The 10,574-nt window shown below is 61.5% G+C and carries 13 protein-coding genes and 2 pseudogenes; 8 read left to right on the top strand and 7 right to left on the bottom strand.

Annotated features, from left to right (window positions below; translation table 11 throughout):
- Positions 1 to 103: 103 nt before the first annotated feature.
- Positions 104 to 679 (top strand): annotated as a pseudogene (locus ACF8GB_RS09230) (DNA recombination/repair protein RecA); the annotation flags it as partial.
- A 20-nt stretch (positions 680 to 699) separates the two neighbouring features.
- Positions 700 to 1,167 (top strand): recombination regulator RecX, encoded by a 468-nt coding sequence (gene recX / locus ACF8GB_RS09225; RefSeq protein ID WP_078478976.1) that lies wholly within the window; start codon positions 700 to 702, stop codon positions 1,165 to 1,167.
- 15 nt (positions 1,168 to 1,182) lie between these two features.
- On the opposite strand, the pseudogene ACF8GB_RS09220 reads toward recX, so the two are convergent.
- Positions 1,183 to 2,291: pseudogene (locus ACF8GB_RS09220) on the bottom strand (TIGR00730 family Rossman fold protein).
- Positions 2,292 to 2,411: 120 nt separating this feature from the next.
- The gene (locus ACF8GB_RS09215) at positions 2,412 to 2,831 is read right to left on the bottom strand and encodes a quorum-sensing-regulated virulence factor family protein (protein WP_058605329.1); all 420 of its coding nucleotides are present in this window, start codon (positions 2,829 to 2,831) and stop codon (positions 2,412 to 2,414) included.
- Between the two features lie 210 nt (positions 2,832 to 3,041).
- Here ACF8GB_RS09215 and ACF8GB_RS09210 point away from each other — a divergent pair, with 210 nt between their 5' ends.
- The 3 genes from ACF8GB_RS09210 (at position 3,042) to ACF8GB_RS09200 (ending at position 5,020) form a co-directional block, all read left to right on the top strand.
- Positions 3,042 to 3,752, top strand: a complete 711-nt coding sequence (locus tag ACF8GB_RS09210; RefSeq protein WP_392515042.1) for a tRNA-uridine aminocarboxypropyltransferase — start codon at positions 3,042 to 3,044, stop codon at positions 3,750 to 3,752.
- Between the two features lie 175 nt (positions 3,753 to 3,927).
- Positions 3,928 to 4,578 (top strand): response regulator transcription factor ErdR, encoded by a 651-nt coding sequence (gene erdR, locus ACF8GB_RS09205; RefSeq protein ID WP_058605331.1) that lies wholly within the window; start codon positions 3,928 to 3,930, stop codon positions 4,576 to 4,578.
- Between the two features lie 73 nt (positions 4,579 to 4,651).
- Positions 4,652 to 5,020: a diacylglycerol kinase gene (locus tag ACF8GB_RS09200; RefSeq protein WP_326383754.1), complete on the top strand. Its 369-nt coding sequence runs from the start codon at positions 4,652 to 4,654 to the stop codon at positions 5,018 to 5,020.
- A 32-nt stretch (positions 5,021 to 5,052) separates the two neighbouring features.
- Here ACF8GB_RS09200 and ACF8GB_RS09195 read toward each other — a convergent pair whose 3' ends face one another.
- Complete coding sequence (locus ACF8GB_RS09195; protein ID WP_058639504.1) at positions 5,053 to 5,979, bottom strand: LysR family transcriptional regulator; 927 nt, start codon at positions 5,977 to 5,979, stop codon at positions 5,053 to 5,055.
- A gap of 121 nt (positions 5,980 to 6,100) precedes the next feature.
- Here ACF8GB_RS09195 and fpr point away from each other — a divergent pair, with 121 nt between their 5' ends.
- On the top strand, positions 6,101 to 6,880 hold the full coding sequence (gene fpr, locus ACF8GB_RS09190) for a ferredoxin-NADP reductase (RefSeq protein ID WP_028635022.1): 780 nt from the start codon (positions 6,101 to 6,103) through the stop codon (positions 6,878 to 6,880).
- 83 nt (positions 6,881 to 6,963) lie between these two features.
- Here fpr and ACF8GB_RS09185 read toward each other — a convergent pair whose 3' ends face one another.
- Positions 6,964 to 7,470 carry a SprT family zinc-dependent metalloprotease gene (locus ACF8GB_RS09185; protein ID WP_256674258.1) on the bottom strand — a complete coding sequence of 169 codons (507 nt, stop codon included), beginning with the start codon at positions 7,468 to 7,470 and terminating at the stop codon, positions 6,964 to 6,966.
- A gap of 168 nt (positions 7,471 to 7,638) precedes the next feature.
- Between ACF8GB_RS09185 and ttcA the strand changes: the two genes are divergently transcribed.
- Together ttcA and ACF8GB_RS09175 are read left to right on the top strand one after the other, a co-directional pair.
- On the top strand, positions 7,639 to 8,463 hold the full coding sequence (ttcA, locus tag ACF8GB_RS09180; protein ID WP_023534071.1) for a tRNA 2-thiocytidine(32) synthetase TtcA: 825 nt from the start codon (positions 7,639 to 7,641) through the stop codon (positions 8,461 to 8,463).
- Between the two features lie 3 nt (positions 8,464 to 8,466).
- On the top strand, positions 8,467 to 9,138 hold the full coding sequence (locus ACF8GB_RS09175) for a DNA-3-methyladenine glycosylase I (protein ID WP_078478973.1): 672 nt from the start codon (positions 8,467 to 8,469) through the stop codon (positions 9,136 to 9,138).
- 26 nt (positions 9,139 to 9,164) lie between these two features.
- Here the strand turns inward: ACF8GB_RS09175 and ACF8GB_RS09170 are convergent, their stop codons facing one another.
- Genes ACF8GB_RS09170 through arsC form a run of 3 tightly spaced genes read right to left on the bottom strand, consistent with a single transcriptional unit; the run spans position 9,165 to position 10,526 of the window.
- The gene (locus ACF8GB_RS09170) at positions 9,165 to 9,578 is read right to left on the bottom strand and encodes a DUF2069 domain-containing protein (RefSeq protein ID WP_058639501.1); all 414 of its coding nucleotides are present in this window, start codon (positions 9,576 to 9,578) and stop codon (positions 9,165 to 9,167) included.
- Positions 9,571 to 10,176 (bottom strand): NAD(P)H:quinone oxidoreductase, encoded by a 606-nt coding sequence (gene wrbA, locus ACF8GB_RS09165; protein WP_058639500.1) that lies wholly within the window; start codon positions 10,174 to 10,176, stop codon positions 9,571 to 9,573. The genes ACF8GB_RS09170 and wrbA overlap by 8 nt, the downstream gene beginning before the upstream one ends.
- Positions 10,173 to 10,526, bottom strand: coding sequence for an arsenate reductase (glutaredoxin) (gene arsC / locus ACF8GB_RS09160; RefSeq protein ID WP_058639499.1), 354 nt, complete (start codon positions 10,524 to 10,526; stop codon positions 10,173 to 10,175). Before arsC ends, wrbA begins: the two co-directional genes overlap by 4 nt.
- Positions 10,527 to 10,574: the final 48 nt, after the last annotated feature.

The raw sequence follows: 10,574 nt of genomic DNA, 5'->3' as shown, positions 1-10,574 counted from the left end.
GGATTAGGCTTCCGCAAGGGTGAAAAGCATGAACAGTATGGCTTTGCAGCGCATTGGTTTCGTAGGCACCAGCCTATATGAACCCCTGCCCGTACTGCTTCCCCTCGCGGCTCGCCTGATGTCCCAGGCATTGCGCAAGATCACCGGTAACATCAAGAACGCCAACTGCCTGGTCATCTTCATCAACCAGATCCGTATGAAGATCGGCGTGATGTTTGGTAGCCCAGAAACCACCACTGGCGGTAACGCACTGAAGTTCTATGCCTCGGTTCGCCTGGATATCCGTCGCACCGGTGCAGTCAAGGAAGGCGACGAGGTGGTGGGTAGCGAAACCCGCGTCAAGATCGTCAAGAACAAGGTGGCGCCACCGTTCCGTCAAGCAGAATTCCAGATTCTGTACGGCAAAGGTATCTACCGTAACGGTGAGATCATCGACTTGGGCGTCTCTCAGGGCCTGGTCGAGAAGTCAGGTGCCTGGTACAGCTACCAAGGCAACAAGATTGGTCAGGGCAAGGCGAATGCTGCCAAGTACCTGCACGAGAATCCCGCTATCGGTAGCGAGATCGAGAAGCAGATCCGCGACAAACTGCTCAATGCCGGTGCCGTAGCCGCTGCTGCCAAGGCTGCGGCCGCACAGGCCGATGCGGGTGACGTGGCCGAAGCCGAAGCTGGCTATTGATCACGCGACCTTAGCTGAACATGCCTGCCGTACTCGACACCCCCGTCGCCATTCGGCGGGCAGCCATGGACCTGCTTGCGCGACGTGAGCATGGTCGCGTGGAATTGACCCGCAAGTTACTTCAGCGCGGGGCTTTGCAGACGCTGATCGAGCATGAGCTTGATCGGCTGAGCGAAGAAGGTTTGCTGAGTGAAGCTCGCTATCTGGAAAGCTTCATTCGTTATCGATCCAATTCTGGTTATGGCCCTGCCCGAATCCGTGAGGAGCTCGGGCAGCGCGGCTTGGCGCGTGGTGATATCGATGCAGCGCTTCGCGAGAGTCATATCGACTGGGGCGAGCGCCTGTATGAGGTATGGCAGCGCAAATATGCCGGGCAACGCCCTGAGGATCCCAAGGCGCGTGCGCAGCAAATGCGCTTTCTCGCTTATCGTGGTTTCCCCATGGACATGATTGGAAAGCTGCTCAGCGGGCGAGGCTGGGACGATTGAACCCACTGCCTGCGCCTAAGAGAGATCCGGCAAGTGCTGTTCATGGCAGGCTGACGGCGCAACAGCCCAATGTTGCGGCAGATTGATGAAGTCCACCAGCTCTCGCAGTCGGCCTTGATCGCGGCCGGTAAAAGCGAAGCACAGGCGTGTCAGATGCCCAAAATCCCCGGTTTCGTTTTCGACGTTGCTGTCAGGCGTTTGCTCGAGCTGCCGCTTAGGCAGAGATCGGCAAATTGCTCGTCAATCGCCTGTAACGCTTCGGGTGCGAGTGGCCGGTGCATGCGCAGGACGAACTGGCGTTTCAGCCAGCGGCTGGAGTGGTAGTTTTGGTAGAACCGATTGATTTCCTCAACAGCTTCCTCGGCACTGTGCACCAGGCGCAGCAGCTTAAGGTCGCCTGGCAGGATGTAGCGATTGTCCTGCAGCTGGTGGCGAATGAACGCCAGGCAGTCCTGCCAGAAGGTACCCTGCGGTGAGTCCAGCAGTACCACCGGTACCAGGGGGCTCTTACCCGTCTGGATAAGCGTCAGCACTTCCAGTGCTTCATCGAGCGTACCGAACCCTCCGGGGCACAACACCAGCGCGTCCGCTTCCTTGACGAAGAACAGCTTGCGAATGAAGAAGAAGTGAAACGACAGCAGCTTGTCGGTGCCTTCTATGGTTGGGTTGGCATGTTGTTCGAAGGGCAGGGTGATGTTGAAGCCAAGGCTGTTGTCGGCGCCGGAGCCTTCATGGGCGGCGGCCATGATACCGCCGCCGCCACCGGTGATGACCATCAAGTCCGAGCGGCCCAGCGCAGCACCCAGCTCACGGGCCAGGGCATACATGGGGTGCTCCAGCGGCGTACGCGCCGAGCCGAACACAGTGACCTTACGGCGGTGCTTGTGGCGACGCAGTGCGCGAAAGGACTGGTCGAGTTCGCGCAGCGCTTGCAGGGTGATCTTGGTGCTCCAGCGGTCGGCGTCGTCGTGGGCCATGCGCAGGATCGTCAGCATCATGTCGCGATAGAGGGGCAGGTTGGGGCTATCGGGGGCTACGCGTTCGAGTTGGGCGTCGATGTAGCTCAGGTCGATGTCATGATCGCGGAAGTGGCTGGAAAGCAGTTCATTCGATTGATAGGGCATGCAACTTCTCCTTCTGCTCCTTATCAATCTAGCCCTATAGCACGGGGCACGCCCAGCCCGTATAAGGGTGTCGGGCGCATGGAGGGGCGCCCGGACGGGGCTTGAGCGGTATTCGAAACTTTACTTCTTCTTGTTACCGGCAACGCAGCTAGCGCTGTCGAAGGCCTGATCCATCAACGGCTGATTGGTCTTGTAGACCGTGAAGCGGTACACCATCACTGCGCCTTTGGACATCAGGTTGCGGAACCCGGTGTTGCGGCAAACGCTGTCGCCCAACTGGCTGCGCACCTGCTCAGGGTTGGCCTGCATGCGCGCAGCATGGTCAGCGCGTACGCTGAGGTGGTTGATCAGGGCCTTGCCTTCGACCGTATAGCCTTGGTCGAGAATGTCTTCGTTGATGGCGCGGGGTGTGCCAACGCTGCTTTCCTTGGCAACCTTCTGCAGCATCGTGTTCAGGTCATAGTCCTGCTTGGAAGCCGCCTGGGCTGCAAGTGGCAGTGCGAGCAACAAGCTCAGGGCGGGGGCGATAAGGCGCAGCATGGATCTCTCCTGGTTCGGTGACTGGCGCTTGGACAGGCGTAGGCAGACGGCGTTCCCTCATCGCTGCCGCCCGCGTGGCGCTTGAAATCGCGAGTATAGGGGCGCTCCGGTCGTCTGCACAGCAAATGGCCGGCATTCTGGTAAACTGCCAGCCGTTTTCAATCGAGCCACTGCAGTGACTGCCACCTTTTTTCTGCAATGCGTGCCGGCATGAGCCATGCCGTCGCGCGGCTGCGCGCCGAACGCCTGGCGCGCAGCAACAAACCCTTTATCGCACGCGGCTCCCGGGCCGAGCGTTGCCCAGGTTGCCGGGTTATTGCCACGCATTGCCTGTGTGACTGGAAACCCAACGTCAGTGCCGAGTCGGGCATCTGCCTTTTGATGCACGATACCGAGCCGCTGAAGCCAACCAATACCGGCTGGCTCATCGCTGACCTGATCGAAGACACATCCGCCTTTGGCTGGCTGCGCACCTCGGTGGACGAGGGCTTGTTGGCGTTGCTCGATGACCCGCAATGGCAGCCGTACATCGTGTTCCCGGGTGAATTCGTGGCGCCGGAGCGCGTCGTGACGGACGTGGTGCGCTCGCCTGGCAAGCGGCCACTGTTCATCCTGCTCGACGCCACCTGGACCGAAGCGCGCAAGATGTTTCGCAAAAGCCCCTACCTGGAGCGTTTTCCGGTGTTGAGCCTGCAGCCCGAGCAGATGTCACGCTACCGGCTGCGCCGCTCGCGGCGCGATGACCATTTCTGTACGGCGGAAGTGGCCGCCATGTGCCTGGACCTGGCCGGGGATCACCTCGCCTCACAGGCGCTGGACGCCTACCTGGACGTCTTCAGCTTGCACTACCTCAGTGGCAAAAGCCGCCTGCCCCTGGATGAACAGGATGCTGTTCACCAGCGCCTGCATACCTTCCTATAGTCCAAGGGGCAGCCTACCGGCTTTGGTTCATAATGACCGGGATGCCGCCAAGGCGGATTGAGCGACTGGCAGGCTGGCTTGACCTATGCCGTCGCCGCTCGGCATCCTTGGCGCCGATTCCCGCCAGTGCGCCCGTGCCGACGGGCCCCTGGTACAGAACAGGATCCTTAGATCGATGGCCACATACGAAATCCTGATTGCCGATGACCACCCGCTGTTTCGCGGTGCACTGCGCCAGGCCGTCACCCTGGGCATGGGCCCGGACGTGCGTCTGGTGGAAGTGGCAAGTATTGCAGAGCTGGAGAACCGCCTGAGCGAAAAGGCAGACTGGGACCTGGTGCTGCTCGACCTGAACATGCCAGGTGCCTACGGTTTTTCCGGCTTGGTCCTGCTGCGCGGGCAGTACCCGCAGATACCGGTGGTGATGGTCTCGGCGCAGGAGGAGGCTGCGGTCGTGGTCAAGTCCCGCGAGTTCGGCGCCAGCGGGTTCATCCCCAAGTCGAGCACCCTCGAAGTGATTCAGGATGCGGTGCGCAAAGTGCTCGATGGCGAAGTGTGGTGGCCACCACAGGCGTTCGAGAAGGTCGATGTGCCTGCTGAAGCGAGGGCTGCCAGCGAAGGGCTCGCCAGCCTGACGCCGCAGCAGTTCCGGGTACTGACGATGGTCTGCGAGGGCTTGCTGAACAAGCAGATCGCCTACGAGCTGAGCGTGTCCGAAGCCACCATCAAGGCCCATGTGACGGCCATTTTCCGCAAGCTGGGCGTGCGCACGCGCACCCAGGCCGCTTTGTTGCTGCAACAACTTGAATCGGTTGCCAGCACCTGATTACCCAGGCCTTCACGCTTTTTTGACCCTTGCCAGCCTAGTCTGCCGGCCCTTTCGTAGCTAAGCGAACCCCATGACGCCATCACCTTTCAAGGGCCAGACTGGTCTGAAACGAATCCTCAACGCCGCGGGCTATTCCCTGGACGGGCTGCGCGCCGCCTTCAAGGGCGAGGCTGCATTCCGCCAGCTGGTACTGCTCAACATCGTGCTGGTGCCTGTTGCCTTCTGGTTGCCGGTAAGCCGTGCGGAGCGGGCGATCATGATCGCGGTGTGCCTGCTTGGCCTGATTGTCGAGCTGTTCAATTCGGCGGTGGAGGCGGCGATCGATCGCATTTCCCTCGAATGCCACCCTTTGTCCAAGAACGCCAAGGACATGGGCAGCGCTGCCCAGTTGGTGTCGTTGTGCATGGTCGCGATCGTGTGGGGCGTGATCCTTCTGTAGGGCTACAACGCGGGGCGCTGCGCCTGCACGGCTCAGGCTATAGGCGGCAGCACGATCTCGTCGCTGCGCGTGACGCCAGCGGTGAAGTGGCGACAGAGTTCCAGAAACTCGCGCATCGCCGAGGTCTGGTATTTCTGCTTGTGCCAGATGAAGTAGAACTGGCGCATCAAGTCCAGCTCGGGTGTTTCCACTGCCACCAGGCTGCCACGGCGAAAGGCATCGCGCAGGGCCAGGCGTGAGATGCATCCGATGCCCAGGCCCGATTCCACGGCGCGCTTGATGGCCTCGGTGTGCTCCAGTTCCAGGCGGATGTCCAGCTGTGCGCGGTGGTGGCGCATGGCCTGGTCGAACGTCAGGCGCGTGCCCGAGCCTTGCTCGCGCAGGATCCACGCCTCACGGGCCAGCGTGGCGATGTCGGCGCGGCCCTGCTTGGCCAGTGCATGTTGGGGGGCGCAGAACACTACCAGTTCATCCGCCACCCAAGGCTGCACCTCAAGGTCCGGATGATTGCAATCACCTTCGATCAGACCCAGGTCAATTTCGTGGTGTGCCACCTGTTGCACGATATGCACAGTATTTTGTACGTGCAGCTTCACCTGGCTTTCGGGGTGCCGCTGCATGAAGCTGCCGATCAGAAGGGTTGCCAGGTAGTTGCCAATGGTGAGCGTGGCGCCCACCACGAGGGAGCCGAACCCTGATTTGCCGTTGAGCAGGTCCTCGATTTCCTTGGCCTGGTCCAGGAGTGCCACGGCTTGTGGCAGCAACTGATGACCCAAGGCGTTGAGGCTCAGGCGCTTGCCCGCCCGGTCGAACAACTGGCAGCTGCTCTGGCGTTCAAGCTCGGTGATGGAGGTGCTGGCAGCCGATTGCGACAGCGCAAGCACGCTTGCAGCGCGTGAAACGCTCTGGTGCTGGGCGACGGCCACGAAGACCTGAAGTTGACGTAGTGTGAATCGCATATCGATATAACCGATAACACATATCTTGATAATCCAGTTAACAGATATTGTCGCTGCCCCTAAACTATCGCGCAACTCTGCGCCTTGTGCGCGCTGCGACTTTCTTCAGGAGCCCCATTAGATGAGCAACATGAACCACGAACGTGTCCTCAGTGTGCACCACTGGAACGACACGCTGTTCAGCTTCAAGTGCACCCGTGATCCGGGGCTGCGCTTCGAGAACGGTCAGTTCGTGATGATCGGCCTGCAGCAGGACTCCGGCCGTCCGCTCATGCGCGCCTACTCCATCGCTTCGCCGAACTGGGAAGAACACCTGGAGTTCTTCAGCATCAAGGTGCCCGACGGCCCGCTGACCTCGCAGCTGCAGCACCTGAAGGAAGGCGATGAGATCATCATCAGCAAGAAGCCTACCGGTACGCTGGTGCTCGACGACCTCAACCCCGGCAAGCACTTGTACCTGCTCAGCACCGGTACTGGCCTGGCGCCGTTCATGAGTGTGATCCAGGACCCGGAAACCTACGAGCGTTTCGAGAAGGTGATCCTGGTCCACGGCGTGCGCTACGTGAACGAAGTGGCTTACCGCGAGTTCATCACCGAGCACCTGCCGCAGAACGAATTCTTCGGCGAAGCCGTACGCGAAAAGCTGATCTATTACCCGACCGTCACCCGCGAGCCTTTCGAGAACCAGGGCCGCCTGACCGACCTGATGCGCAGCGGCAAGTTGTTCAGCGACATCGGCCTGCCGCCGATCAACCCGCAGGATGACCGCGCGATGATTTGCGGCAGCCCGAGCATGCTCGATGAGACCAGCGAAGTGCTGGACAGCTTCGGCCTGAAAATCTCCCCACGCATGCGCGAGCCGGGCGATTACCTGATCGAGCGGGCGTTCGTCGAGAAATAAAGACGCGCCCAGCATGACCAGACGATCCGTTGACCCCACGTCAACGGATCGTTTTTTTTTTGCCTGTTTCGTGACCAAGCCCGCTATTCGACCCGCGTCTGGCCGCTGTAGACCAGCAGTTGCCTGCAACGTTTGCACAGGTACCGCCGGCCTTGGCCCACCAATGCGTGCCGCTGCGCCGTGAACGCAAACTCACTTTGCGGACAGGGGCAGCGGTAGAGGTAGCGGGTCACCGCGCGGCGCTTGACGGCGTAGTTGTGGCAGCGCGCCGGCGGCAGTTCGTAGACGCCGCGCATGATCAACTGCCACTCCTGGCCGTGGGCCTGGATACCGTCACCAAAGACCTGGTGAGCGACCAGGTGGGCGACCTCGTGCGCTACGGTCTGGCGCAGGAAGTCTTCGTGGTTCTCGCGGTATAGCTGCAGGTTGAAACGCAGCTTGTTTTCGTGCAGGTGGGCCACCCCGGCTTTTTGCCCGCGCAGCTTGAAACTGACCTGCGGGCGGGGGAAGGCGCGATCAAAAAAGCGCTCGGCCTGCTGATAGCAGATTTCGACGCGTTGGATGAGCAGTTCGGGCATGGGGCAATGAATCCTCTGGCGGCCATTATGCCGCAGCGGCCGTGCACTCACCCAGCCATTGGTCACACGATGGGTTATTTGAGCGTGATCGCCCTGAAGTCTTTGTCGGAATGCCTACAGCCCTGCTGCAATTGTGCGTAAAATAGCCGGCTTTTGTCACACCTCGCGGATTCAAGCGCTATGGGCACCCTTTCGGTCAACCAGAACAAATTGCAAAAACGCCTGCGTCGTCTCGCTGGCGAAGCCATCACCGACTACAACATGATCGAGGATGGCGACAAGGTCATGGTCTGCCTGTCCGGCGGCAAGGACAGCTACACCATGCTCGATGTTCTGTTGCACCTGCAGAAGGTGGCGCCGATCTCGTTCCAGATCGTGGCGGTGAACATGGACCAGAAGCAGCCAGGCTTTCCGGAGCACGTGCTGCCGGCCTACCTCAAGGAACTGGGTGTCGAGTACCACATCGTCGAAAAGGACACCTACTCGGTGGTCAAGGAACTGGTCCCGGAAGGCAAGACCACCTGCTCGCTCTGCTCGCGCCTACGCCGCGGCACCTTGTACACCTTCGCTGATGAAATCGGTGCCACCAAGATGGCCCTGGGTCATCACCGTGACGACATCGTCGAAACATTCTTCCTCAACATGTTCTTCAACGGTGCCCTCAAAGGCATGCCGCCAAAACTGCGCGCCGACGACGGCCGTAACGTGGTGATCCGTCCGCTGGCCTACTGCAGCGAGAAGGATATCCAGGCGTACTCGGACATGAAGGCGTTCCCGATCATCCCCTGCAACCTGTGCGGCTCGCAGGAAAACCTGCAGCGTCAGGTGGTCAAGGACATGCTGGTCGAATGGGAGCGCAAGCACCCAGGCCGGACCGAAAGCATTTTCCGCGCTTTGCAGAATGTCGCACCGTCGCAGCTGGCCGACCGCAACCTCTTCGATTTCACCAGCCTGACGATCGATGAAAACGCCACCCCGCGCTTTCTTGACGTGGTGAACATCTGACCCATGCGTGACTATCAGTGGCTGCACGAGTTCTGCCTGAACCGCTTCGGCTCTGCCCGCGCCCTGGAGGCGGCCCTGCCGCAACCTCGCAGCTCGGAGCAGCTACGGGCGACCAGCGCTGATCGCTACTTGTCGACCCTTGCCCTGCGCGTATTTCGCGCCGGGCTCAAGCACAGCCTGGTGGACGCCAAGTGGCCGGCGTTCGAGCAGGTGTTCTTCGGCTTCGACCCGGAAAAGGTCGTGCTGATGAGTGCCGAGCACCTTGAGCGGCTGATGCAGGACACCCGCATCATCCGGCACCTGGGCAAGCTCAAGAGCGTGCCACGCAACGCCCAGATGGTGCTGGATATCGAAAAGCAGTGGGGCAGCTTCGGGAACTTCATCGCCGATTGGCCAGTAACCGATATCGTGGGTTTATGGAAATACCTGACCAAGCACGGTAATCAGTTGGGCGGTTTGTCCGCGCCGCGTTTCCTGCGCATGGTCGGCAAGGACACCTTCGTGCCGACCGACGATATGGCGGCAGCGCTGATCGCGCAAAAGGTCATCGACAAGAAGCCCACCAGCCAGCGCGACCTGGCCCTGGTGCAGGACGCCTTCAACCAGTGGCACGAACAAAGCGGCCGACCGTTGTGCCAGCTGTCGGTCATGCTGGCCCATACCGTCAATCACTGAGCCGGCGGGGGCGGGCCCGCCCCCCATCAGTTGCCTTCGCCGGCCAGGCGCCTTTGGTACTGGAACTTCCAGCGCACATACAGCAGCGCGGCCGTGAACAGCCCCAGGCTGACCAACAGCTCAAGCCAGCCAAACAGAGCCCGCGCAGGATCGAACGCTGCCACCACCCCCTTGATGAAGTAGATGTTGACCACGAAACAGGCCCAGGCATGAGCGCGGGCGCTGGCGCTGACCATGCCTGGCAGTACCAGCAGCAGTGGCAGCAGTTCGATGGCCAGGATCACGCTCACCCGCGCGCCATGCAGATTGGCGAACCACAGGTTGTTCACCACCAGCAGCGCGATCAAGCCCAGCACGAACGCCAAGCTCAGCGCCCGGGTCACCCGTACCCGAGGTGCTAGCCATGCCTGCGCAGGCAGCGGTTTTCGCGCCTTAGCCACGCGTGGTCTCCAAGGCTTTGGCCGTGGTTGCCAGGCGCTGCCCCAGGGCGCGGCACAAAGCGATTTCGTGCTCATCGAGGTCGCGCTTGCCATCGGCGCCGGCGTGGTGGCTCGCCCCGTAGGGTGTGCCGCCGCCACGGGTCTCGATCAGGGCTGATTCGCTGTAGGGCAGGCCCAGTACCAGCATGCCGTGGTGCAGCAGGGGCAGCATCATCGACAGCAGGGTGCTCTCCTGACCACCGTGCAGGCTCGCGGTGGAGGTGAACACACCGGCGGGCTTGCCCACCAGCTCGCCGCCCAGCCACAAGGGGCTGGTACCGTCCAGGAAGTACTTGAGCGCAGCGGCCATGTTGCCGAAGCGGGTAGGGCTGCCCAGGGCCAGCCCCGAGCAGTGGCGCAGGTCGTCGAGGGTGGCGTAGGGCGCGCCACTGGCCGGCACGTCGGGCGCGACCGCCTCGCATTCGCTGGACACGGCCGGTACGGTGCGCAGGCGTGCTTCCATGCCGCCCAGTTCGATGCCACGGGCGATGTGCCGGGCCATCTCGCTGGTCGAGCCATGGCGGCTGTAGTAGAGCACCAGGATATAGGGTTCGCTCACGGCAGGATCTCCAGGATATTTTCGGGTGGGCGGCCGATCACGGCCTTGTCGCCGGCTACCAGGATTGGCCGCTCGATCAGCTTGGGGTGGGTCGCCATGGCGTCGATCAGCTGGGCGTCGCTGAGTGTCGGATCGGCCAGATTGAGTTGAGCGTAGTCGTCCTCGCCCGTACGCAACAGTTGACGGGGCGGGATGCCCAGCTTGTCCAGCAGCACCTTGAGCGTGGCGACATCGGGGGGCGTTTCCAGGTAGCGCACCACGGTAGGCGCCAGGCCGCGGGCCTCGAGCAGTTCCAGCGCGCCGCGGGATTTGGAGCAGCGCGGGTTATGATAGAGCGTCAGGTCAGTCATGTGGGGTCGCATCCAGCAAGGTGTGACCGGTATTCTAACCGCAGCGAC

It is taken from the genome of Pseudomonas sp. xss_4 (assembly GCF_043104125.1).
Taxonomy (GTDB): Bacteria; Pseudomonadota; Gammaproteobacteria; order Pseudomonadales; family Pseudomonadaceae; genus Aquipseudomonas; species Aquipseudomonas parafulva_B.
Note: the sequence above shows the minus strand (reverse complement) of the source record. Positions and strands in the feature narration are given on the sequence as shown.

Excerpts from the sequence above, each read along its gene's own strand:
- ACF8GB_RS09200 (WP_326383754.1), top strand. The coding sequence starts at position 4,652 with ATGACGCCATCACCTTTCAAGGGCCAGACTGGTCTGAAACGAATCCTC.
- ttcA (WP_023534071.1), top strand. The coding sequence starts at position 7,639 with ATGGGCACCCTTTCGGTCAACCAGAACAAATTGCAAAAACGCCTGCGT.
- ACF8GB_RS09175 (WP_078478973.1), top strand. The coding sequence starts at position 8,467 with ATGCGTGACTATCAGTGGCTGCACGAGTTCTGCCTGAACCGCTTCGGC.
- ACF8GB_RS09215 (WP_058605329.1), bottom strand. The coding sequence starts at position 2,831 with ATGCTGCGCCTTATCGCCCCCGCCCTGAGCTTGTTGCTCGCACTGCCA.
- ACF8GB_RS09210 (WP_392515042.1), top strand. The coding sequence starts at position 3,042 with ATGAGCCATGCCGTCGCGCGGCTGCGCGCCGAACGCCTGGCGCGCAGC.
- fpr (WP_028635022.1), top strand. The coding sequence starts at position 6,101 with ATGAGCAACATGAACCACGAACGTGTCCTCAGTGTGCACCACTGGAAC.
- ACF8GB_RS09195 (WP_058639504.1), bottom strand. The coding sequence starts at position 5,979 with ATGCGATTCACACTACGTCAACTTCAGGTCTTCGTGGCCGTCGCCCAG.
- arsC (WP_058639499.1), bottom strand. The coding sequence starts at position 10,526 with ATGACTGACCTGACGCTCTATCATAACCCGCGCTGCTCCAAATCCCGC.
- recX (WP_078478976.1), top strand. The coding sequence starts at position 700 with ATGCCTGCCGTACTCGACACCCCCGTCGCCATTCGGCGGGCAGCCATG.
- erdR (WP_058605331.1), top strand. The coding sequence starts at position 3,928 with ATGGCCACATACGAAATCCTGATTGCCGATGACCACCCGCTGTTTCGC.